We start from the raw sequence: 23,046 nt of genomic DNA, 5'->3' as shown, positions 1-23,046 counted from the left end.
ACTAATATATATTACCAACGATAACGACATATATAGAATGAAATCCAACAGTTCTGGTCCGGAATTGGATCAGGAGACGAGGACGATCCCGCACTGGTACGATCCGGAGAGCGACGGCGTGGCGATTACCGAGGGGGCGGGCGCGACGGTGACGGACGCCGACGGCACCACCTACCTGGACTTCGTTGCCTCGTTGTACTGCGTCAACGCGGGCCACGACAACGATCGGATCGTCGAGGCGATCACCGACCAGCTCGCGCGGATCCCGTACGTCTCGTCGGCAAAAGAAAACGATACGCGATCGAAACTGGCCGCCGAACTTGCGTCGGTGGCTCCCGAACCGCTCACGGACGTCACCTTCTCCGTCTCCGGGAGCGAAGCGAACGAACTGGCGATCCAGATCGCCCGCGAAACCACGGATGCCTCGAAGATCCTCACGCGGTGGCGATCGTACCACGGCAGTACGTACGGCGCGGCGAACCTGACCGGCGATCCGTCCACGCGAAACGCAGTCCAGTCCCACGCGTCGATGACGGGCGGCGCGAAGTTCCTCCCTCCGTTACCCGAGGCATTCGATGCAGAAGGGGAGGAACTCGCCGAAAAGGCCGCCGATCATCTCGAGTTCGTCGTCAAGAACGAAGGTCCCAACTCGATCGCGGCGATCGTCCTCGAACCCGTCGCCGGATCGAGCGGGGGATACCCGGCACCGCCGGGATACTTCGAACGCGTCCGGGAGATCTGCGACGACTACGATATTCTCTTCATCGCCGACGAAGTGATCACCGGGTTCGGCCGCTGCGGCGAGATGTTTGCGATGCAGACGGAGGGTGTCGATCCCGATATGATCACGTTCGCGAAGGGAGTGACGAGTTCCTACGTGCCCCTCGGTGGGGTCATCATGCGCGAAGAAATTGCGGACGCCGTCCGCGACGGCGGGACGGATGTCGGGCAGACGTTTGCCGGCCACCCAGTGGCGTGTGCCGCCGGACGCGCCGCGATCCGCGAGTACGAGGACGGTCTCATCGACAACGTTCAATCGATTGCGCCACTCCTCCAGGACGAACTCGAGATGCTCGCGGAGGATCACGACGTGATTGCCGACGTTCGCGGCCGCGGCTTCCTCTGGGGGGTCGTCGTCGAAGATCCGGACACCGGCGAACCGTTCGCCAACTCGTGGGTGGACGACGACGAGGAGAATCCCGTCGCCGACGTCGTCGAGACGGCAAAGGAGAACGGACTACTGATCGGTCTCGGCCGTCCCGACTACCAGCTGATGATCTCGCCGCCGCTGTGTATCGACGAAACCGATGTCGCCGACGCGATCGAGATCCTTGACGACGCGTTCGCGACCGTCTTCGCGTAGTCACGAACGGTCGTTCAAATCGCGAAAGAACGGGTCTACTGCAGGCAGTACGCCTCGAAGTTCTCGAGAACGGCCGTCGCGTTACACTCCTCGAACGAGTACTCACCGTCCGACCAGTCGCTCGGCCGGTCGCGGACGCGTTCGGTGAACTCGGGGTGAAATTGCACCGTCCAGACCGGTGCGTCGGCGTGGCGCGTACAGAAGTACTCATTGTAGGCCGTTTCAGCGATGACCTCCATCCCCTCGCCCGGTTCGACGACGAGATCCGAGTGCAAGACGGGGACGACCGGTTCGACTCCATCGAGGATCGGATCGGTCGAATCGACGGCCGTCATCTCGACGAACGTCGCTCGGCGACGGTCCTCGACGACGGTTCCGCCGAGCGCGCTGTTGACGAGCTGGTGTCCGAAGCAGACGCCCAGCAGCGGCACGCCCCGATCGAGACATGTTCGGACAAGATCCATCTGCGTTTCGAACCAGGGATATCCCTCCTCATAGACGCTGGCCGTACTCCCGCTGATGACGACTCCGTCATACTCCTCCAGCGGAGGGTGATCGCGGTCTTCTGCGTAGACGTGGTAGTCGCTCGTGGAGATGAAGTGGGCAATCTCCGGGCCGAGATAGCGATACTCCGGTCTGACTTCGTCGTCGAGGACGAGTATCATCAATAGCCCGTACCGAGTGGGAAACAATAAATTATAGTACCTCAGTCGCAATCTTCAGACAGTGCCATATACTCAATGAGACTATCCACCACACAGCAGTCGATCCGTGAGGGGGTACCCTGTGAGGGGGCGAACCGCAGGAGGCGGATCCGCGAGGAGGGATTACCCGAATGACCGACGCGACCAACCGAATGGTCGAGCTGATCGAGGACCCGGCGGTCGACCACGTCTTCATCGAGTTCGCAGACGTCAACGGGATCTCTCGGTCGAAACAGCTCACTGCCGACACCTTCCTGGAGAAGTGGGCGGACGGGTTCACGATGAACCTCGTGCTGTTGGCCCAGACGCCACGCAATCACGTCCCGGAGGGATCCGGACTCGGCGCGGAGATTGGGCACGGTGATGGGATCGTCCATCCGATCCCGGAGACGACGACACGCCTCCCCTGGCGCGAGAACGCCGTCCGGGTGCTGTGTACGTTCACTCATGAAGGCAAGCAGCTGGCGAGTTCGCCGCGTGCGGCCCTGGAGTCGGTACTCGCGGCCAACGACTTTGGGTTCGACTTCTACGCCGGAAGCGAACTCGAGTTCTACCTCCTCGAGGAGGGGCCTGAGGACGAGTACATCCCCGCGACCGGCGGCAACCACGAGTGTGTCTCGTGGGCAACCGAAGAGGTCGCCGGCTTCTACGACCAACTCGTCGAGTGGGCTGGCGACTACGGAATCGATCTGACCGCGCTCCACCACGAACACGGAGCCGGCCAGCTCGAGGTGCTGTTCGACTACGGCCAACCGCTCGAACAGGCGGACACAACCTTCGACTTCAAGCGACTCGTCAAGCAGGTCGGCCGGAGCTTCGATCAGTGGCCGACATTTATGGCCAAGCCCTTCGCCGACCGACCGGGCAGTGGCTATCACCTCCACGTGAGCGCGTTCGACGACGGGGAGAACGCCTTCGAGGCCGACACGGACGGCACACTCTCCGAGCGGGGCCGGTACTTCGTCGGTGGCCTGATGGAACACGCCGACGCGCTGACCGCGCTTGGCACACCGAACATCAACGGGTTCAAGCGATTCGAGCCGAGTTCGTTCGTCCCCTACAGCGCCTCGTGGGGGTACGACAACCGAATGACCGCGGTCCGCGTCCCGTTGGGAGAGCCCCGTCTGGAAGCGCGGATTGCCAGCGCCGACGCCAATCCCTATCTAGTCATGGCCGGGACGATTGCTGCGGGCCTCGACGGGCTCCGACGCGAACTGGAACCGCCGGCGCCGACCGAAGGTGACCCGACCGGCGACCGACCTGAACTCCCGCGCTCGCCAGATCTCGCCCTCCGCGCGCTTGAGACAGACGACAGGCTCGTCGAACTCCTCGGAGAGGACGTCGTGCGCATGTTCGCAGCCTCGAAGCGGCGTGAGCTGCAGGCGTTCCGAGATCACGTCACCGACTGGGAACGCGACCAGTACGTGAAGACGGTCTAAGAGTTCGTATCGGAAGCGCGGTCACAGAGGGTTGTGGCGATCAGGTCTGGTGAAATATCTGAAATAAAGTGAGAGAAGGGCTCGTTGATCTATTGTGGCAATCGTCCCCCTCATCGATGACGGCTACTATGGCAACAACTGTAAACGGTTTACCCATAGATTGCATAACCGTCGTTCGATCGGGTACGCATCGACTTCCAGTGGCTCCGCAAACTCGGTTTTGAACTAGTGCAGTCACATCGAACCAAGAGCGGCCAACTCATGGCCCCAAACATCGCTCGCTGGCCGAGCCTACTGACGAAACACTACCCACGAAAGCAGGGGTGAAGCTTCGATAACATATTAGCGAAACTTTATTGAATATAACCATCTACGATCGGACGAAGAACCACCGATGACAGACGCGTCCACGTTGTTAGAACCGTTTATCGTACAGCCCCCGACGTTAGAGGAACAGCAAGCGGCACGAATCGCCGAACACGAGTTTGGTAAGCAAGGGACGGTGACAGAACTCGGTGGAGAGCGGGACCAGAACTTTCGAATCGATGTCGGCGACGGCGAGGCGTACGTACTGAAAATCTCCAGCCCGGCCGATGACGTCTCGTCACTCGACCTGCAGACCGAGGCCCTGCGCCACGTGCATCGGATCGATCCTGACCTCCCAGTGATGGAGCCCGTTCCGACGGTTGATGGATCGTCCTGGACGTCCGTCGATGACGGTGAGACGTACTTCGTGCGGATGTTCACACACGTTTCGGGGCGAACTGTTTCGGGAGAGGAGCTCGACGAGGACGCCCTGTACGAGTACGGGGCGGTAGTGGCGAGACTTGGGAGATCGCTCCGTGGCTTTTTCCATCCAGATGCGGACTACGAGATACTGTGGGATCTGCGACACGCCTCCGAACTTCGATCTGTACTTGAGTACGTTACCGACGAAGAACGACACGAGCTCGCCAGCCGCATCCTCGATCGGTTCGAGGATCGGGTCGAACCGGTTTTCGATGTACTCCGTGCACAAGTAATCCACAACGATCTCACGCTCGACAACGTGCTGCTGGATGAGCGAAATCAGGTCAGCGGAATCGTAGATTTCGGCGATCTCACCCATACGGCCCTCGTGAGCGACCTCGTGATGGCTGTCGCGAGCGTAATGTATCGCCGTGAAGATCCGATCGAGGCAGCCCAGGCGGTGATCCGGGGCTATGTTAGCGTTACGCCACTCGAAGACGAGGAGGCTAGCCTACTGGTAGATCTCGTCGCGGCACGGCATCTCACCTGGGGAGTCACGGTCGCGTGGCGGGCCGACGAACATCCTGAAAAGATCGACGAGCACAGCGTCGCCGGCGTCGACGACGGATGGGAACTATTGCGATCGCTCGACGAATGGGGACTGGATGTCGTCGGTCGGCGTTTGCGAACCGCTGCGCTTGGCGGTGACCTTCCATATCCCCGACTGGAGACGTCCGAATTGGTCTCTCGGCGACGCCAGGTTCTCGGATCGTCGCCACTCTCGTACGACGACCCCGTCCATACCGTCGCCGGCGAGGATGTATGGTTGTATGACTCCGCCGGCCGGCGCTACCTCGACGCGTACAACAACGTCCAGGTTGTGGGTCACGCAAACCCCGCAGTCACGGACGCCATCGAGGGGCAGGCATCCAAACTGGCTACCAACACTCGGTACCTGCACGAAGCGCCAGTCACGCTGGCCGAACGTATCCTAGCGACGATGCCCGAGGAACTGGACCGAATCCTGTTCGTCAACTCCGGAAGCGAGGCGACTGACACCGCCTGGCGGTTGGCCACGGCCGCCACCGGAAACAACGGCGCAATCGTTTCGGGGAACGCCTATCACGGCATTACCGAGGCGACAACGGCGCAATCGCCCGCAATCTGGCCCGAAGGTTTCTGTCCAGATCACATCGAGACGGTCCAGCCACCGATCGATGAATCCCCTCACCGAACGCACGCAGACCGAGACCCGGTCGAAAGCATGACCGAGTCGCTGGCAACCCTCGAGAATCAAGGGTCGGGAACTGCGGCATTCATATTCGACTCGCTGTTCACCAGCGACGGTATCCACCCGCCTGCGGAAGAGCAATTAGAGTTGATGATCGATCGCGTCCGTGAGGCAGGGGGAATCGTCGTCGCGGACGAGGTACAAACCGGGTACGGACGGTGCGGTTCGAACTTGTGGGGGTTCCAGAGCGCAGGCGTCGTCCCCGACATCGTTACCCTAGGCAAGCCGATGGGCAATGGACATCCCGTCGCAGCCGTTGTGACGCGGTCAGATATCGCGTCAACGCTGTACGATCAGACGGGTTTTTTCAGTACGTTCGGCGGGAATCCCGTGTCTTGTACGGCTGCGTTAGCGGTGCTGGACGAAATCCAGGAGAGAGACCTGTTGACTCAGGTTGGCGAAGTCGGCAAGTACCTGAGTGACGGGCTACGAGAACTGGCAGTCGAATACGAACTCATCGGCGAGGTTCGTCAACGAGGGCTGATGATCGGTGTCGAACTCGTCAGAGACCAGGAGACCTGGGAGCCGGCACCGAATGAGGCGACGGCGATAGTCAACGGACTCCGTCAGCGTCGAATTCTCATTGGTTCGACCGGCCAGTACAGTAACGTGCTGAAGATCCGACCGCCGCTGGTGTTCGAAAAAGAGCACGCAGACCGCCTCCTGGAGGGGCTAAACGACGTCCTCGGGGAGTAGCTGGAATCGGAGAGTAGACAGGTGTACGTAGCGGCGAAACGCCGCGAACTGGACGCCTTCCGTGACCACGTCATGGAGTGAGAACGAGAACAAGACGGCACAACGCCCTGGTATTTGAGTTCGGTCGAACGGGTGAAATAGACGGTATTCCTTACTGCTTCTCCGCGAGTTGCGGGGCGACCGTCTTGAACGCCTCCAGGTGTTGCTCGATGTGTTCTTCCTCGTGCTGGACGCTGATCGTCCACTGCTGGGAGGCGTCGTGAGGGTGCGGTAGGACGCCCTGTTCGAGCATCGCGAACCAGTAGTTCTCGTGGAACTCGACGTCGATGTGTTCGACGAAGTCACGGTAGTTCTCGATATGTTCGTCGGTGAAGTGGACGATTCCCTGTGAGTTGACGTGTTCGACATGGCCAGCGATCCCAGCGTCGGCCATGACGTCCTCGTAACCGGCGACGAGTCGCTCACCGAGCCCATCGACGTGGTCGTAAGCGTCGTCAGTCAGCACGTCACGGAGGACAGTCGTGACCGCCCTGAGGACGAGCGGATTACCGTTGTAGGTTCCGTAGTGGGCCGCGCCGTCTTCGATCGTCCGCATAACCTCCTCTCGACCGCCGAAGGCTCCGACGGGGAAGTTGCCCCCGATACTCTTGGCCATCGTGACCAGATCGGGTTCGATGCCGTAGTACTCCGCGGCGCCGCCCGGGGCGACTTTGACTCCCGTCTTCACCTCGTCGAAGATGTAGGTGATGCCGTACTCGTCACAGAGTTCACGGAGACCCTGTAGGAATTCTCCGTACGGCTGCGTGACGCCGACGTTCATTACGATCGGTTCGACGATGAGCGCGCCGATCTCGTTCATGTGCTCGCGCATGATCCCCTCGACGGCATCGAGATCGTTCCACGGAGCGACCTCGACCGTCTCGGCGACCGCCTCGGGAATCCCCTCGCTTTCGATCAGCTTCGGCGGCCGCTCCGGGTGGCCGAGCTTTCCTTCCGGCGTCGACTTGCTGATCAACACGGCGTCGTGAGCACCGTGGTAGGAGCCTTCGATCTTCAGGAGTTTATCCTTCCCCGTGTAGGCTCGCGCAATACGGATCGCGTGCATCGTACTCTCCGTCCCGCTGTTGGTGAACCGGACCAGATCGACAGGATCCCACCGCTTTTTGAGTTCCTTCGCAGCCTCCGCGAGGAGGTCGTGGGGGTGCGTGAACAAGGTGCCCTCATCAAGTTGCTCCGCGACTGCCGCGTTGACGTCCGGGTGGGTGTGCCCAACCATCCCCGCGCCGTTGTTCATGTCGAAGTCGAGATAGCTGTTACCATCTACGTCGTGGAGGTGAACGCCCTCCGCACGATCGACGATGAATGGGTGCGGATCCCAGGCGCGGTACGTACTAGCCACGCCGGCCGGGACGTGGTTTCGGATCTCTTCGTAGCATTCCTTGCTCCGTGGCGTTCGATCGACGTACGCTGATTCGAGGCTATCCCAAATCTCCATGAGAAACACGTTCGCACCAGCCAATATAAATATTTATACTGTGTTCAAATACGATCCCTTCGATAGAATTCAGTCCAAGAATACGGTCGGTTGTCGTAGGTCGGAGACGCTCGACGCTATCGTCTCCGGATGAGTTCACTCGCAACGATGAGTGCGATGCTGAACAGCAACACCATCGTACTGATCGCGTTGATGACGGGATCGGTGCCGTGCTGAATCTTCGACCAGATGTAGATCGGGAGCGTGTTCTGGACGCCGCTGGTGAAGAACGCGATCAGGAAGTCGTCGAACGAGAGGGTGAACGCGAACAGTGCGCCGCTGATGATCCCGGGCATCAGGATAGGTAACGTTACGCGACGGTAGGTTTGCCACTTGCTCGCGCCAAGATCGCGGGCTGCCTCCTCCAGCTGGGGATCGAAGCCACGGAGTCGCGCGCTCACAGTGATGACGACGAACGGCGTCACGAAGACGAGCTGTCCGATCATTACCGTCTGCAGCGACGTATTGATGTTCAGAATGTTGAACCAGAGCAACAGTGCGATACCGAGGATGAGTCCCGGGATGGTCATCGGCGCGATTATGAGACCGCGGAACAACCCCTGTCCGCGGAAATCAGATCGGACGAGCGCGATCGCACCGAGGGTACCGAGGATCGTCGCACCGATCGTCACGACGACTCCAACGCGCAGACTGTTCATCGTCGCCCGAATGAGGCGCGTATCGTTCGCCATCTCCGCGTACCACTGCGTCGTAAATCCGTCCCACGGAAGCGACGAGAACGTCCCCTGCTCGAACGAGAAGACGATCAGCACGGCGATAGGCGCATAGAGGAACAGGAATACGAGACCCGTCCAGACTGGTAGCCAGTAGCGTTCCGCGACGGTCAGAACCGAATCGAGACGAATCCCCGTCTCGCCCTCAACGTTCGAGGTGTCGCTCGTCGTTTCGGTACTCATTAGAACATCTCCTCCACGTTAGTGTATCCCATGAGCGTCCACAGGACGCCGGCGACAATCAGCATAAGGACGCTGCCGAGGGCCGCCCCCATCGGCCAGTTGCCACCGATACCGAACGTGTACTCGATTCGCGTCCCGACGAACAACTCGCCCCCGCCGATCATCGCCGGCACGATGTACGCACCCATACTGAAGATGAAGACGAAAATGATTCCGCCGACGAGACCGGGAATCGACAGCGGAAGGACGATGCGGCGAAACACCGCCAGACGCGACGCGCCGAGGTCGTAGGCAGCCTCAATCAGATCTTCGTCGATCTTTTCGAGGCTGGAGTATAGCGGGAGTACCATAAACGGAAGCCACAGATAAGTCAAACCGAGCCAGATAGAGAATTTCGTATTGATGAGCCACGAGATCGGTTCGTTTATCACACCCATCCAGATGAGCGCGCTGTTCAGGACGCCTCTCGAACCGAGAATGATCTGCCACCCGTAGATCCGAACGATGTAGTTCGTCCAGAACGGGATCATGACCAGAATCAATAGCAGGTTCTGATACTGCCCCCCAAACCGGGCGATGTAGTAGGCGAACGGGTAGGCGACGACCACCGCCGTCACCGTCGTCAACACGGCGATCATCGTCGTATTGACGAACGCAAGTCGGTTCGCCGAGCCCGTAAACACTCCTACATAATTTTCGAGCGTGTACGCTGGTTCGAGCGCCAGGTTCTCCATCCGCATCGTCGCGATGAAGAACATAATGAGAAGCGGACCGACGAAGAAGAGCAACTCAAGCAACAGAATCGGTCCCCCTGTCGCCAGGAATCCATCCGATCGTCTCACCCGATTGATTATAGTCCGAGATTTACTCTCGTTTTTGTTTGGATCTGCCGGCATACCTGCTATGTTCAAACGCGGCGCAATATAGCTTGTGCTTCCTTGAAGTCGATGGACACAGCGATTTCGCGTCGATTGGAGGATCGATCGGTACTCAACGGTCGTCTGATCCACACAGGGACGAGATTCGTCGGATCTCGCCCGAGAACAACTCTGAGGTTGAAATAGGATTCCAATATTTTGAATGATCCCGGACCATGTTGAAATCTCCCGCAGGATATTGGATAGGGAAAATATTATATAGAGTCGTGGGACAATGTAGCATGAACTACAATGAGTAAGTTTACCGACGGTGTACTCGCTTCCAGTCGCGGAGACCGCAGCGGTTCTTCGCGGCGTCGATTCGTACAGTCAGTAGGACTCGCCGGAACGGCAGCGTTGGCGGGCTGTCTCGGCGGATCTGAAGGCGGATCCACGATCAACGTCCTCACCTGGGAAGGGTACGGCACCGATACGATCATCGACGAGTTCGAATCGGAACACGACGCGACCGTCAATATCAGCCTCCTCTCGAGCGACTCGGAGGGGTTCAACATGCTCCAGAGCGGTGGGACGTCCGACTACGACCTGCTCACACTGAACAACACGTGGGCAGCCCGTCACGCCGAAGCAGGAACGATCGAACCACTCGATCCGGATGACTTCCCGGAGATGGATAACTTCCTCGAGCAGTTCCAGTGGCCGTTCGACTCGTTCGCCTACGACGACGAGATGTACGCGCTGCCGACGCGATGGGGGTGGGACACGCTGACGGTGAACACGGACGAGGTTCCAGAAGAACACTACGAGTCGTACGAGGTACTCTGGACTGGCGGCCCAGACGGTCAGTACAAGGGCAAGATGGGCATCATGGACTGGCCAACGTGGAACATCCCGAAGATTGCACAGTCGCTTGGCTACGACCCGTTCAAACAGACTGAGGAGGAACTGGACGACATCCAGGATCACCTCATCAGGATGTTCGAGAACATGGGTTCGATCTACAGCGGTACCAGCGCGATTCGGCAGGCGTTCCTTCAGGAGGACATCGTCATTTCGCCGGTCGGGAACTTCACGATGTCCGAACTTCGCGCGGAGGGCCACGACTGGGTCAATGTCGTCCTCCCCGAACAGGGTGGAATGCAGTGGACGGAGGGCATGTGTCTAGTCGAAGATCCGTCCAACCGGGAGCTCGCGATCGAATTTATGAACCGCATCATCTCTCCCGAGGGACAGCACAGTGTCGCGTGGGATCCGGCAGCGAAGAGCCCACCGGTGAACACCGAATCCTTCGATCTGTTCGACGCGGACCAACAAGAAGCTCTGATGTTCCACGAAGACGGGTTCGACGCCGCGGAAACCATCTCTCAGCAGACTACGCCGTACGAGTTCGCGGAAGACACCGAGCTGTGGACGGAGATGTGGGAAGAGGCCAAAGCCGACGGCGGAATCTAGATGGGTAACACTATGACCACTTCGATAGACACGTGACACATGAACGAAATCGTAGATGCCGACGTCAGTAGACGAAGCGAACGCACCAAGTCGAGTGCCGGAACCGTGGAACTCGATGGGCTTCAAAAGGAGTTCGGGGAGATTACCGCCGTTGACGGCCTCAGTCTCCGGATCGAGTCGGGCGAGTTTCTCACGCTTCTCGGCCCCTCTGGCTGTGGCAAATCGACCACCCTGCGGATGATAAGCGGTCTCGAAACGCCTACGGCTGGCGATGTGTACATCAGCGGCGAGCGGATCACGAGCGCGGCCGCGAACAAGCGCGACACGAGCATGGTGTTCCAGGAGTGGGCACTGTTCCCGCACATGACCGTCGAAGAGAACATCTCGTTCGGACTCGAGATGGACGGCGTCCCCGCCGACGAGCGGGCCGACCGCGTCTCCGAGGCGTTGGAACTGGTCGAACTCCCGGGATACCACGACCGAAAGGCGACCGAATTGTCAGGAGGACAGAAACAGCGGGTAGCGATGGCCCGAGCCATCGTCTGTGAACCCGATGTCCTGTTGCTCGACGAACCCCTGGCGAGTCTCGACCGCAAACTGCGCCAGCACATGCAGGTCGAACTCAAAAAGATCCAGGAAGAACTGGGGATTACGTTCATCTACGTCACACACGATCAGGAGGAGGCGCTGACGATGTCCGACCGAATTGCTGTCGTCAACGAGGGACAGATCGAGCAGGTCGGGCCGCCGAACGAACTGTACAAGACACCCGAGACGAAGTTCGTTGCGACGTTCCTCGGTGAGACGAATCTCTTCGAGGGGATGGTCTCGTCCGACGGGACGACCCTTCAGTCCGATGATTACACCATCAACGTAGACGGACGGGGGGCCCACGGCGGAGCACAGGCCGTTCTCTCGGTCCGTCCCGAGGAAATCGCGGTGGCCGATTCTGATGGACACTTCGGCTATCAAAACGAGTGGGAAGGAACCGTCACCGAAGCCATCTACAAGGGATCGCTGAAGAACTACCAGGTAGATATTGGTTCCCGATCGCTCGAAGTCGAATGTCAGTCGAACAATAAAACCGACGACTTCGACGTCGGCGATCGAGTGACGATCGGGTTTCCCTCGACCGTCGGACAGGTAATCGCGGACTGAGGACTTTCCACCTCTCGAGCCGTGACGTCGGTCGGCCAGGACACGTTCATTCGCCACGGTTCGACCGTTCTCTTCCGGTTTCGCCCGCGCGTGCAGACCGCAGGACACTGAGATGCATCGGAACCCGGATCATCGAACCTGCGTGAGAGCCGGCCCCAACCGATCAACACGAGTCCACCGATCGGGAATCCGCCGCGAACGACACTGCTGGGATCAAAGCCTGCCAGGCCCCCACGCATGGATGAAAGATCAGGGTGACAACGGCTGATAACTATAGTAATCACCGGTCGCTGTTCAGGACCACCTACCTATCTATTCAAGGACCCACCGCGCAGAACCCATATAGTGCTTGAGAGCCTATCGAGAGCCAATGGAAGACTCCTCTTCAGCACAGACACAGTCACGAATATATACTGCTCCACGAACGGAAATTTCCCAAAATCAGGGAAAATTCAGGATCCACTTTAACTTTCCCGGCCAGGCCGTGCCGGGCCACGACGACCACGGTTACGGCCCACTGGCGACGGTCGTTGAGTCGTTCATGGACCCGGGGACGCTGATCCGGATGCACCAGCACCGCGACGAAGAGATCGTTTCCTGGGTGCCTGACGGTGTGATGCGCCACGACGACCGCGAGGGCAACAATCTCGTCACGGATGCCGAACACCTGATGGTGATGAACGCCGGCAGCGGCTTCTGGCACGCCGAGGAGACACTCGTGGACGACCCACCGCTGCGGATGCTCCAGATCTTCGTCCGCCCGCACAGTCTCGATCTCGAGCCCGGCATTCAACACGAGCCGATCCCGGACCCGGTCCCCAACGAGTGGCGCCACCTGTTCGGCCCCACGGAAAGCGACGCCCCGCTGTCCGTCCGCAACGACGTCCACTGCTACGACTGCCGACTCGACGCCGACGCCACGACCACGCTCCCGTCTCGGTCAGGCTGGGACACCTACTGCTATGTCTTCGAGGGAGCAATCGACATCGGCGAAGAGTCAGTCGGCTACACCGAGACCGCACTCGTGACGGGCGAGAGCGACGTATCCGTCACCGCAACCGACAACTCGACCATCGTCGCGTTTGCCATTAACCCCGACGCTCCGATCACTCGACAGGGTACGATCGGCCGCTGAGACAGCGGCGAGCCGGTTCTTCGGTAGCCGTTTTTTCGCAATCCTGGAGAGGGCTCTATCGAAGGTCCTCAAAAGTAGGCGACTTACTGTGATTCGACAACGAAGTACCAACAACGTCTCAATCGACGCCATTCCGGTCGATATCGCGAACATCCAATCAGAAGTGGTCAATCTCGTCGATGTGCCCGACGAGATTGAATCGATCACACGTGAGCTCGCCAATGAGCAGCCACCGACGAATCCACTGGTTGTCCTGAAGGCGGCTCGCTGGTGGTACATCCATGGCAAGGGCGGAGTAGATCCCGTTTCTCAGTGGGCCATCGAGTGGGCACGACAAGCATCAAACAGGGGTCGTCGTAGGCAACGGTCGATATCGGCGTCGGTGACCAACAGGTGCCGCATTCCGAGAGCTGTTCTTTAACCAATGGATCGGAGTATTTGGCCGATACGGCGCTGTTCAGAATAGAGATTGACGGAGTGAGACGGTGGCGTTCGTGGTAGATATGCCCGTATCCACCAGCCTGGACGGATCTAGCACATGAGTTCAGTTAGGGTTTGTAGTGCGAAAGGTGACACCGTGTTGAGTTCATGTGCCTTAGTATTCAGCCCCATCTACGGGAAGTATCACTTTCAAATATTGTTATTGGAATAGAGATATTCGGTGCTGAACAGGCTCGACCCACCGTTCACAGCTGGGTGCAGAGGCAAATCTACAGCCCACAGACGGCGAGTCTCGAATCACGTCGCCGTCGACGAGACGGTGATTTAACTCACCGACTATCGCTACTGGCTGTCCGCTACAGCCGATCCACAAACCAATGGATTCCTCCACGCACGGCTCTTTACGACGCAAACTACTGAAGTTATATCGATATTTTTTCTGAATTCACTGAGAAATACGGCGTCGAAGACTTCTTGTTTCTCATCGATCCGGCACCGTGGTTACTTGCTGCCTTCCATCGACGAGGGCTCACATTTCGATAGGAACGACATGATAACTGATACGCCATTGAACTTATCTTCTAACAAGTAAAACGACGAACTACCTTGTTTAGAAACAGTTTCAGAAACACTGATCACATAACTGCCAAAACATGGCTCCAGAACCCTACGTAATGCTGCAATCGGATAATCTGAATATTGGCCCAGGTACCGGTGGAATGATGGGATGACGACCCCAGCAAGCCGCACTCCTCGAAAGCGGAGGATCTATCTTGTTTACGATACCATAATTAAATAAATACACTGAGTTCTGGACAGTAGGCGCCATACCCGATCTTTATTATAATTGGCTGGCAAGCATCGGTTATGGTGTTTGCCAACGGTACAGATAGCATTGCGATTGCGGCAGTGAGGAGTCGATGACGAAGCGATATGAGATGGATGAAGCCATCTCTAAGGCCGTTAGTGACGGAGAGCAGGTCTACTTCGGCGGCTTCACCCACCTAATCCCATTCGCGGCGGGTCACGAGATCATCCGCCAGGGGCAAAAGGACCTCGAGGTCGTGCGAACCACGCCCGATCTGATCTTCGATCAACTGATTGCCGCCGGTTGTGCGAGCAAGCTAACGTTCTCTTACGCCGGTAATCCAGGCGTTGGTAGCCTTCGTGGATTCCGACGAGCGGTCGAGGACGGTGTCCCGCATGAGATCGCGATCGAAGAGTACTCACATTTCGGGCTCGTCTCGCGGCTGGCCGCTGGAGCAAAGGGCCTCCCCTTCGCGCCGCTACAGAGTTACCGGGGCTCGAGTTACCTCGAACACAACGAGTCGATCCGTACAATCGAGAACCCCTACGACGAGGGTCCCAACGAGCTCGCGGTCGTGCCGGCGCTCTCACCCGACGTGGCAATCGTCCGCGCCCAGCGGGCCGATGCGGAGGGCAACGCTCACCTCTGGGGGATCACCGGCGAGGTCGTTGAGGCAGCCTTTGCGGCGGAGACGGTCGTCCTGGTCGTAGAGGAGGTCGTCGATCGGAACGTCATCCGAAGCGACCCCAACCGGACTCGAATCCCGGGCACCGTCGTCGACTACGTCGTCGAGGAGCCCTACGGCTCGCATCCCTCCTACGCTCAAGGCTACTACGACCGCGACAACGAGGCCTACCTTGAGTGGGACAAGATCAGCCAGAGTCATGAGTCGACCCGAGATTGGTTGGACGAGTGGGTCTACAGCGTTGCCAATCGGACTGAATACCTCGAAAAACTCGATACCGGTCGGTTCCTCAACCTGCAACCAGGGACGGGTTTCGCGACCACTATCGACATGGGTGCCTACTGAATATGACCGACTACACCGATACCGAACTGATGATCGTGAGGGCGGCAAAGGAACTCGAGGACGGCGATATAACGCTCGTCGGCGTTGGAGTGCCGAACATCGCCTGCAATCTGGCGAAACGAACCCACGCACCAGACCTAGAGATGATCTACGAGTCGGGGACGATTGGATCGAACCCATCGAAATTGCCTCTCTCCATCGGCGATCCTGTCCTCGCAACGGGCGCACGCAGCGTTGTCCCGATGATCGAGAGCTTCGAATACTACCTTCAAGCGGGCCGTATCGATGTCGGATTTCTGGGCGGCGCCCAGATCGACCGCTGGGGCAGTCTCAACTCGACCGTGATCGGCGACTACGAAGACCCCACCGTCAGACTCCCCGGTAGCGGCGGTGCCTGCGAGATCGCAAGTAACACCCATCGGACTGTCGTCATCATGCCCCACAGCCAGCGACGCTTCCCTGAGGAGGTTGATTTCGTGACCAGTCCGGGCTACGTCGGCGGACGCGAAGGTCGCAAGCAACTCGGACTGCGCGGCGGGCCCGCAGCCGTCATTACCGACAAGGCGGTCATGGGTTTCGACGACGACGGCGAGATGATCGTCGAATCGCTCCACCCCAACGTAACGACAGCGGCCGTCCTGGACGCGACGGGCTGGGACATCCAGTTCGCCGAGGACGTTGCGGAAACGACACCGCCAACCGACCATGAGATTAATCTCATCCGAACTGAACTCGATCCCAACGGCATCTATACCGGAGACAGTAGCGGATAACACAGGAATTATTACGATATTGAAATGATGGTTCAATGACGTACTCTTCTTTGAGGCGATAGCTGTGATGGTGAAGGTTCATTACTGCGGGACGGTTCTCGTAGCGTCCTTTGACCTCGTTTTTTGTCTCTGATCCCGTCATGGTTGGGCCACCAGGACTGTTAGCAGATCGTTCCTAAAATGCGTAGATACGTGTGCCCATCAAGAGTCGACCAAAACAGTGATGGTTATTCTAACAAATATTCAGTGTATGTCCGAGATTTTAAAAAATAAGACCGCCGTGATCACCGGTGCGTCAAGCGGAAACGGGCGAGCGATCGCGATGCGGTTCGCTGAACATGGCGCGAGTGTCGTCGTTGCAGACGTTCGATCGGAACCACGCGAGTCCGGGATTCCGACGCACCATAAGATCGAAGCGGAGACCGGGCAAGAAGCTACGTTCGTTCAGTGTGATGTGACCGAGCTATCGGATCTACGCGCCGCGGTTGACGCTGCCGAAGCGTACGGTGGCATCGATATCATGGTGAACAACGCCGGTATCCTGAAAACGGGAGGCATAACCGAAGTTACGGAGAAAACATACGACGCGGTTATGGACGTCAACGCGAAAGGTACCTTCCTCGGCTGTAAAGCCGCCACAGAGCGCATGCTGGAAGCAAACGGAGGAAATATCATCAACATCTCCAGTACGGCCGGGATGGTCGGTATCCCCGAAAACAGTATTTACTGCGCGTCGAAAGGTGCTGTACGCCTCCTTACGTACTCGCTTGCCGCCGAGCTCGGCCCACAGATTCGGGTCAACGCTATCCATCCCGGAACGACAGAAACACAGATGGTAACCGAGGATATCGAGATTGTCGGCACTGAAGACGGTGAACGGCAGCAACAATCCATCCCACTCCGACGGTTCGGGAAACCGGAGGATATCGGAAATGCCGCCGTGTATCTTGCGAGCGATCTCGCCGCGTACGTCACTGGCGAATCCCTTGTCGTCGACGGCGGTATTCTGCAGGGAATACACTAATTAGCGCGATTACGTCGGATGGGGATTATTTTGTTGTCTCGAAGAGAAATGGCGAACGCTCCGAATAACTTACCCGCCAATCGATATTTCGGCGAAATCCGTGAAGATTCCAGTCGAAGCGGGCGAACGTACGTGCCCGCACGCAAGCACAGGTTGGACGGGGCTCCCCAGTAGACCCATCGAATCCATCGCGTCATGAACGAAGCGTATCGCGCGTTCTCCAGGCTTTATCGTTCGTAATCGGTGCAAAGACATAACGTTCTTCTCCCCGGCGATTCGATCGTGATCTCTTGGGACATCGGTGTATTTTGCGTACTGCTATCAGAACGTGCGGTGTCTCGCCTCGTCCAGGTAAAGGTAGGGCAGGATTGTCTCACACTAATCTAAAATTGGCCAGCGGCTACGGGCTGTCCGCTGCACCCGTCGACGGAAAATCATCGTATGATGGGGCAGCCAAATCATCCCACGATCAATAGTGATCGGCAGAGAATGTACATGATACGGGACCCGATGTACATTTCACATTAGTGAATTGGTGTTCGTTGGAGGTTCTGAAGTATGTTCACATACCCTACAGTAATTAAGGTGAAAAACCGACGATCTCCTTCGGTCGATTTGATTGCTTCCCTACCATCGTCCTAGCCACTAAATGCACCTACAATACAACTAGAATAGATAATACTAGTGACGTTTACAAACATAATGCTGTAACATTAGCAGCATCTAATCGAATCTATATTTGTAGTCTATTGATCAGCAAGTGATGTAAACGCGTGAAGAGAAAATTGCTTTGAAATAAGAGGGACGTATTTCAGTTATTTTCATTTTCATCAATCCACAACCAATAATCAATTAGTAACGCAGGTCAATTATTCTCTGACTTATACTTATGCCATAAATAGAGTCTATTAATTGTATTAAATGTAATTCATGCGCTCATGTCGGTAATCAGCGGATCGTGAAATCGATCAATTGAGCCGCATCCGGGCGATTACAGCTGTAATCTCGTTTTTCAAGTGGCGAAAAGCTGTGTTCACTCATATGAAACGGAGTTGGGTCACGATATCACACACCATATCCAGAGCTAGTGGTACTATTTTCAGTACTCGGTGAGAAAGCGGACAAAGCAGGAAGAATACGTGAGAATTGATTCGAGAGGAACGATTACTGCGATAAGCCGTGTGGTGAATAGTGACATGCCCTAATAAAATAAGCAGATTCCCTTAGAATCGTTGAATGCGGTGGCAGAACAGGCCGTTGAGCCAATATCTCTGGTCTCACACCATCATGTTTATTTTTGTGTCATTTCGTATCGGCGAATGCTAAAACGACTATTGGGAGAAGGAATCCTATAGGGAATAGAGATAATCGACTCGCAAAAGGATCTGTTTGCGGAGGGATCATACACACCTGGAGCTCGCCGATTGGTCCTGAAACTACCACATTCACCTGCGACAACGTAACTATTTTGTCGCCGGTTGGCAAATATGAAAATGACACCGGATATCGGAGGCTAAAGTAGGAAAAAGATATATGATATGACGACAGAAGCCAAATGCATGGACGGAAAGCAGCAGACAGCTCTAGTAACTGGTGGAGGCCGAGGTCTCGGTCGGCAGATCGCGCTCAAACTGGCGGATTCTGGGAAGGACATTGTCATTGCTGATCTTAACCCGGAGGAGATGGGCAAGACGAAGCGGATGGTACACGATCATGGACAATCAGCAATGACCGTCCAGATGGATTTGCGGGAAGAGGATGACGTGAGCGATACCGTGGAGGCGGCACTTGACGAGTTCGGGGCTATCGACATTCTCATCAACAATGCCGGTATCGCTGGACCGAATCTCCCATGTGAAGAGATTTCTATCGATGAATGGGACAATACTATCGCTGTGAATCTTCGTGGTGTCTTTCTCATGACTCGTGAAGTAATTCCGACGATGAAAGCACAGGAGTATGGCCGTATCATAAATATAAGTTCTGTCACTGGGAAACGTCCCGTCTCACAACGGTCACCCTACGCCGCTACGAAATTGGGACTCGTCGGGTTCACCCGATCAATAGCAAGTGAGGTCGGAGAGTATAACATCAACGTAAACGCAGTCTGTCCAGGATCGGTCGAGGGGGATCGGATCGAACGCGTCTTCAAGCGATACGCGAAGGCACGCGGCACAGATGAAGAATCGGTCAAACGAAGCGAGATGGAAAAGAGTGCTCGTGGCGAACTCGTCAAACCCGATAGCGTGGCCGACGTCGTCGATTTCCTTTGTTCTTCACAGTCTACCCAGATGACTGGGCAGGACCTCAATATTACTGCCGGGAAAGTGATGTACTGAGCGATTGGTTTGTGTCGGTCGCAATTGTGTCTAGCGAAGGGCGACACGCGACGCCGGGTACGTTCTACTCGACAGACGCAGTAGTCGACAGAAGCAGCGGGAAACACCGACTCGTGTAGGAGGTCCTGTTCGACGGGATAGCAAAGCTAAAGGTAGTTGCATCGAATGTGAGTGACGTTACTTGGTGAGTACAAGAATGCCATCATTCAGCCGCAATCCTATCGAAGGTATCGTCGCACTCTCGCCGCTGTGTCTCAACGAAGACCAGTCGATCGACTACGATGCTATCCGCTCAAACATCTCGTATCTCGAGGAACAGGGCATCCACGGTTTTGTTCAACTCTCGAGCATGGGTCAGATCAACGCGCCTTCTGAAGACGAGTTCGAACAACTGACCGACGTCTGCGTTGACGAAGCGGGCGACATTACTTGCGTCGTCGGCGGATCCGGGACCAGTCAGCAAGAGGTCATTCAACGGGTCACCTATGCGGAACAGGCCGGTGCCGACGGGACGATGGTCGAACTTCCATACATGCTTCCCGTCGAGGAAGAGTGGATCGGGCCGTTCTTCCGCGACGTCGACGACGCTATCACGGGCGAGATAGCGATCATGGTGTATAACTTCCCGCCCGTCACTGACTGCAATATCACGCCCGAGGTCTGGCGAGACGAGCTTCTCGACATCGACAGTGTCAAAGCCCTCAAGGAGTCGAACATGGCCGTTGGTCACCGTGACGAGGTAATCGCTACTGTCGCCGACGAGATCAATTTCATCTCACCGTACGACGCGCCGTTCTGGTACGACTCGATGCGTGGCGGCAAGGGATTCGTCGGTATCCTCACGTGGGTGGCACCGAATCTCTTTCTCAGGTACTACGAAGAGTGCCGAGACGGTAATAACGACGACCCGTGGGTACGAGAGGCCCACAACCGTATCGTGCGCGCGTTCGGCGACATGAACCGACTCGAAGGGGCACCGATCATGTCACACGAGTTTGCCGTACTCAACGAACTAGCCGAAATCGGCGGACAAAACGGAGGTCCACCACGGAAGCCGTATCGACCCCTCAGCGAGGAATCGCGCGCCGCACTCGAAAGCGCAGTTGAACCACTCCTCGAAATGGAAGCCGAGCTATAAGACTGCGTCCTCGGTGTCACGTTCATCTACAACTTTCATCGAGACGCTACCCGACTTACTGGAGATAGATCCCATTCGTTTGCGATGAAATCCAGTGTACTGGTGGGATTGACTCGTTTGAGGCTCGTCTGGCGAATCTGACCGAGGCCCTCGCAGATCGAAAAACCTGTTAGTGACACTGAGATTGAACGGGGTGCTCAGAACAGTTGGCAATAACCGCGTTCACGCTATATTGTCGAGCTGGACGGTTTCCCGAACGACATGCGAGTCCACACTTCCGACAAGCGATGTGTCGAACGGCAAGTCGATTGCTTCCAGGGTTGAATCAGCGTCGTCCGGAATCATCGCGGCGTGCAATTCGTCGACTCCATCAAAGTAGCATTCAATAACACCGTCATACGACACGTCTGCGGCCACAGGAACTGCGGTTGTGAACTTACGGAGGCCGGGAACTTGCTCGAAAGTTTCATCGTTGAAGCAACCGTCCACGAAGGCATTGTGGCGAACATTGTCTCGTCGCGAGAGGACCGCGACGAGTTTTACCGGGGATCCCTCGGTGCGTTCATCGTATCTGACGGTCTCCGTGACCAGACATCGATCCGTCCGGTTCTCGAAATTATCCACATCGTTGATTGCTGGCGTGTTACTCTCGGGGCCCAGCGCGGACTCGAATGCCTCGATGGTGTCGAAGTACAGTTCTGCGACACCATCATACCGACTCATAAATGGTTCCACCGGGAGTGCAGTTCGATATCGACGAAGTCCAGCGAGGTCCTTTGCCAGTGGAACGTGTTCGTTCAACCAGTAGTCGTAAAACTCGCTCCGGGTTAGCTCGTCACTCCTGACGATGAACGACTGGAGTTTAATCATAGCAGGTAATTGAGCGACACGGACGTAAATCTATCTCCGACAGGGCCCGTGTCTGCCAGGCCTGCCATGATCAAACGGCGTTGATTGCGCGATATCTCACCTCGGTCACTGCGCAACCCGAATAACCATCTGCGAAGCATTGCCGGTCACAACGCGTCTATAGCCGGAGAGACTCTCGTTGAGCGATTCATCGCCGGTATCGACGCGTAGCACGCCGTCTCCGAGTGAGAGGAGTTTCGTCTCTGTCGCAACGACTGTGATGTTGGCAACGCCGATGGCCTTGATGACCCGTGGGCTCAATTGTTGGTTACCTCGTCCAAAGATGAATCCCTGCCCGCCGATAACGCCGACGACGATGTGAGCAGGAACTCCATCGGCGAGTTCCAACAATTCGCGTTCGTTCAGGTCGCTGCCGACGAGTTCACCGTTACGCACGGCATCGACGCCGAGGAGCGTGAAGTCCAACCCTAAGTGATCGAGTATCTCCTTGGTCGTCGTCCCAGGCCCGATAACGTATGTCGTCTCTTCGTCCATGGAGTCGACGATTTCTCGAGCGATCGCACGTTTGCTCACCGTCTCGTCGCTCGAGCCTGCAGACTTGGGGTTCTGGACGAGTCGATCTGCCTGCGGGACCGCAAGATATCCGTAGAGAGTCGCTGAGAGTTGGTCATCCCGGTACGCATCTTCGTCGATATCCATCACTTCTCGGAGTTGGGTCCCTGCGGTTTCGCCGTCCAAGAAGGACGCAACGAGTTTCCCGGCGGCCTTGGGGGTCGGACTGAAGACAGCAGAGTATATCTTGACGCCAGCAGGGATACCAACCACGGGAACGGCATTTCCAACGGCGTCGAGGATGTCTCTCGCCGTACCGTCACCGCCGGCGAACAAGATCACATCGACCTCGCGCTCCAGGAATTCCGAAGCGATCGCCTTCGTATCCGCTGGAGTCGTCGATTCGCCGTCGATATCACCCACCACGATAGGGCGGAATCCGCATTCCTCGGCGACGGCTTCACCGATGCGGTTCGGACCAGTGAGTAGTATCGGATTCAGTGATTCATCCTCGAGTGAGTCCCTGAGTTCCCGGAGGGCAGTTGCGGCCCGTCCCGGCGAGACCGGTTCGGCACCTAACTCGCGGACCTGATTGAGGACCTCCTCGGAGTCCGTTCCTTTCAGTCCGACTCGTCCTCCCATGCCAGCGATCGGATTGACAAGAAATCCGATTTCAGTCGTCATTACTGGTAGTCCGTCGCGAGGTATCAAAAACGTCGGGATTGGGGTGGCGGCGTTCAAAGAAAGAGATAAATGGGACCCATCAGTCATCACA

General features: G+C 57.0%; 17 protein-coding genes and 2 pseudogenes. 13 read left to right on the top strand and 6 right to left on the bottom strand.

Going from position 1 to position 23,046, the window contains the following annotated elements; all coding sequences use genetic code 11:
• Positions 1-37: 37 nt before the first annotated feature.
• Complete coding sequence (locus NGM15_RS17560; protein WP_253439019.1) at positions 38-1,363, top strand: aminotransferase family protein; 1,326 nt, start codon at positions 38-40, stop codon at positions 1,361-1,363.
• Positions 1,364-1,398: 35 nt separating this feature from the next.
• On the opposite strand, the gene NGM15_RS17555 is transcribed toward NGM15_RS17560, so the two are convergent.
• Positions 1,399-2,028: a type 1 glutamine amidotransferase gene (locus NGM15_RS17555; protein ID WP_253439016.1), complete on the bottom strand. Its 630-nt coding sequence runs from the start codon at positions 2,026-2,028 to the stop codon at positions 1,399-1,401.
• 170 nt (positions 2,029-2,198) lie between these two features.
• Between NGM15_RS17555 and NGM15_RS17550 the strand changes: the two genes are divergently transcribed.
• Together NGM15_RS17550 and NGM15_RS17545 are read left to right on the top strand one after the other, a co-directional pair.
• Positions 2,199-3,506, top strand: coding sequence for a glutamine synthetase family protein (locus tag NGM15_RS17550; RefSeq protein WP_253439013.1), 1,308 nt, complete (start codon positions 2,199-2,201; stop codon positions 3,504-3,506).
• A 394-nt stretch (positions 3,507-3,900) separates the two neighbouring features.
• A complete protein-coding gene (locus NGM15_RS17545; protein ID WP_253439010.1) occupies positions 3,901-6,222 on the top strand; it encodes an aminotransferase class III-fold pyridoxal phosphate-dependent enzyme in 2,322 nt (773 codons plus the stop codon).
• Between the two features lie 151 nt (positions 6,223-6,373).
• Here the strand turns inward: NGM15_RS17545 and NGM15_RS17540 are convergent, their stop codons facing one another.
• From NGM15_RS17540 to NGM15_RS17530, 3 genes are all read right to left on the bottom strand, one after another.
• Positions 6,374-7,717, bottom strand: a complete 1,344-nt coding sequence (locus tag NGM15_RS17540) for an aspartate aminotransferase family protein (protein WP_253439008.1) — start codon at positions 7,715-7,717, stop codon at positions 6,374-6,376.
• A gap of 116 nt (positions 7,718-7,833) precedes the next feature.
• Positions 7,834-8,673 (bottom strand): ABC transporter permease, encoded by an 840-nt coding sequence (locus NGM15_RS17535; RefSeq protein ID WP_253439006.1) that lies wholly within the window; start codon positions 8,671-8,673, stop codon positions 7,834-7,836.
• On the bottom strand, positions 8,673-9,569 hold the full coding sequence (locus NGM15_RS17530) for an ABC transporter permease (RefSeq protein WP_253439003.1): 897 nt from the start codon (positions 9,567-9,569) through the stop codon (positions 8,673-8,675). Before NGM15_RS17530 ends, NGM15_RS17535 begins: the two co-directional genes overlap by 1 nt.
• A 273-nt stretch (positions 9,570-9,842) precedes the next feature.
• Here NGM15_RS17530 and NGM15_RS17525 point away from each other — a divergent pair, with 273 nt between their 5' ends.
• From NGM15_RS17525 to NGM15_RS17480, 10 genes and pseudogenes are all read left to right on the top strand, one after another.
• On the top strand, positions 9,843-11,003 hold the full coding sequence (locus NGM15_RS17525; RefSeq protein ID WP_253439000.1) for an ABC transporter substrate-binding protein: 1,161 nt from the start codon (positions 9,843-9,845) through the stop codon (positions 11,001-11,003).
• A 39-nt stretch (positions 11,004-11,042) separates the two neighbouring features.
• A complete protein-coding gene (locus NGM15_RS17520; protein ID WP_253438998.1) occupies positions 11,043-12,161 on the top strand; it encodes an ABC transporter ATP-binding protein in 1,119 nt (372 codons plus the stop codon).
• Between the two features lie 370 nt (positions 12,162-12,531).
• Positions 12,532-13,296 (top strand): pirin family protein, encoded by a 765-nt coding sequence (locus tag NGM15_RS17515; protein WP_253438995.1) that lies wholly within the window; start codon positions 12,532-12,534, stop codon positions 13,294-13,296.
• Between the two features lie 88 nt (positions 13,297-13,384).
• Positions 13,385-13,630: pseudogene (locus NGM15_RS17510) on the top strand (DUF8013 domain-containing protein); the annotation flags it as partial.
• Between the two features lie 226 nt (positions 13,631-13,856).
• A pseudogene (locus NGM15_RS17505) lies at positions 13,857-14,412 on the top strand (transposase domain-containing protein).
• Between the two features lie 245 nt (positions 14,413-14,657).
• Positions 14,658-15,575: a CoA transferase subunit A gene (locus NGM15_RS17500; protein ID WP_253438991.1), complete on the top strand. Its 918-nt coding sequence runs from the start codon at positions 14,658-14,660 to the stop codon at positions 15,573-15,575.
• Between the two features lie 2 nt (positions 15,576-15,577).
• Positions 15,578-16,348: a CoA-transferase subunit beta gene (locus NGM15_RS17495; protein WP_253438988.1), complete on the top strand. Its 771-nt coding sequence runs from the start codon at positions 15,578-15,580 to the stop codon at positions 16,346-16,348.
• A 250-nt stretch (positions 16,349-16,598) separates the two neighbouring features.
• The gene (locus NGM15_RS17490) at positions 16,599-17,372 is read left to right on the top strand and encodes an SDR family oxidoreductase (RefSeq protein ID WP_253438986.1); all 774 of its coding nucleotides are present in this window, start codon (positions 16,599-16,601) and stop codon (positions 17,370-17,372) included.
• 1,559 nt (positions 17,373-18,931) lie between these two features.
• Positions 18,932-19,711, top strand: coding sequence for an SDR family NAD(P)-dependent oxidoreductase (locus NGM15_RS17485; RefSeq protein WP_253438983.1), 780 nt, complete (start codon positions 18,932-18,934; stop codon positions 19,709-19,711).
• A 196-nt stretch (positions 19,712-19,907) separates the two neighbouring features.
• On the top strand, positions 19,908-20,849 hold the full coding sequence (locus tag NGM15_RS17480) for a dihydrodipicolinate synthase family protein (RefSeq protein ID WP_253438980.1): 942 nt from the start codon (positions 19,908-19,910) through the stop codon (positions 20,847-20,849).
• A gap of 222 nt (positions 20,850-21,071) precedes the next feature.
• Here NGM15_RS17480 and NGM15_RS17475 read toward each other — a convergent pair whose 3' ends face one another.
• Together NGM15_RS17475 and NGM15_RS17470 are read right to left on the bottom strand one after the other, a co-directional pair.
• Positions 21,072-21,719, bottom strand: a complete 648-nt coding sequence (locus NGM15_RS17475) for an EthD domain-containing protein (protein WP_253438977.1) — start codon at positions 21,717-21,719, stop codon at positions 21,072-21,074.
• A gap of 105 nt (positions 21,720-21,824) precedes the next feature.
• Positions 21,825-23,042 (bottom strand): ATP-NAD kinase family protein, encoded by a 1,218-nt coding sequence (locus NGM15_RS17470; protein ID WP_253438973.1) that lies wholly within the window; start codon positions 23,040-23,042, stop codon positions 21,825-21,827.
• Between the last annotated feature and the right edge of the window lie 4 nt (positions 23,043-23,046).

The sequence above is a fragment of the Natronosalvus halobius genome, assembly GCF_024138145.1.
In the GTDB taxonomy this organism is placed as follows: domain Archaea; phylum Halobacteriota; class Halobacteria; order Halobacteriales; family Natrialbaceae; genus Natronosalvus; species Natronosalvus halobius.
This window is presented reverse-complemented; position numbering and strand designations above follow the sequence as displayed.

Excerpts from the sequence above, each read along its gene's own strand:
- NGM15_RS17475 (WP_253438977.1), bottom strand. The coding sequence starts at position 21,719 with ATGATTAAACTCCAGTCGTTCATCGTCAGGAGTGACGAGCTAACCCGG.
- NGM15_RS17480 (WP_253438980.1), top strand. The coding sequence starts at position 19,908 with ATGCCATCATTCAGCCGCAATCCTATCGAAGGTATCGTCGCACTCTCG.
- NGM15_RS17560 (WP_253439019.1), top strand. The coding sequence starts at position 38 with ATGAAATCCAACAGTTCTGGTCCGGAATTGGATCAGGAGACGAGGACG.
- NGM15_RS17485 (WP_253438983.1), top strand. The coding sequence starts at position 18,932 with ATGGACGGAAAGCAGCAGACAGCTCTAGTAACTGGTGGAGGCCGAGGT.
- NGM15_RS17535 (WP_253439006.1), bottom strand. The coding sequence starts at position 8,673 with ATGAGTACCGAAACGACGAGCGACACCTCGAACGTTGAGGGCGAGACG.
- NGM15_RS17525 (WP_253439000.1), top strand. The coding sequence starts at position 9,843 with ATGAGTAAGTTTACCGACGGTGTACTCGCTTCCAGTCGCGGAGACCGC.
- NGM15_RS17490 (WP_253438986.1), top strand. The coding sequence starts at position 16,599 with ATGTCCGAGATTTTAAAAAATAAGACCGCCGTGATCACCGGTGCGTCA.
- NGM15_RS17520 (WP_253438998.1), top strand. The coding sequence starts at position 11,043 with ATGAACGAAATCGTAGATGCCGACGTCAGTAGACGAAGCGAACGCACC.
- NGM15_RS17545 (WP_253439010.1), top strand. The coding sequence starts at position 3,901 with ATGACAGACGCGTCCACGTTGTTAGAACCGTTTATCGTACAGCCCCCG.
- NGM15_RS17530 (WP_253439003.1), bottom strand. The coding sequence starts at position 9,569 with ATGCCGGCAGATCCAAACAAAAACGAGAGTAAATCTCGGACTATAATC.
- NGM15_RS17540 (WP_253439008.1), bottom strand. The coding sequence starts at position 7,717 with ATGGAGATTTGGGATAGCCTCGAATCAGCGTACGTCGATCGAACGCCA.
- NGM15_RS17495 (WP_253438988.1), top strand. The coding sequence starts at position 15,578 with ATGACCGACTACACCGATACCGAACTGATGATCGTGAGGGCGGCAAAG.
- NGM15_RS17470 (WP_253438973.1), bottom strand. The coding sequence starts at position 23,042 with ATGACTGATGGGTCCCATTTATCTCTTTCTTTGAACGCCGCCACCCCA.
- NGM15_RS17515 (WP_253438995.1), top strand. The coding sequence starts at position 12,532 with ATGGAAGACTCCTCTTCAGCACAGACACAGTCACGAATATATACTGCT.
- NGM15_RS17555 (WP_253439016.1), bottom strand. The coding sequence starts at position 2,028 with ATGATACTCGTCCTCGACGACGAAGTCAGACCGGAGTATCGCTATCTC.
- NGM15_RS17500 (WP_253438991.1), top strand. The coding sequence starts at position 14,658 with ATGACGAAGCGATATGAGATGGATGAAGCCATCTCTAAGGCCGTTAGT.
- NGM15_RS17550 (WP_253439013.1), top strand. The coding sequence starts at position 2,199 with ATGACCGACGCGACCAACCGAATGGTCGAGCTGATCGAGGACCCGGCG.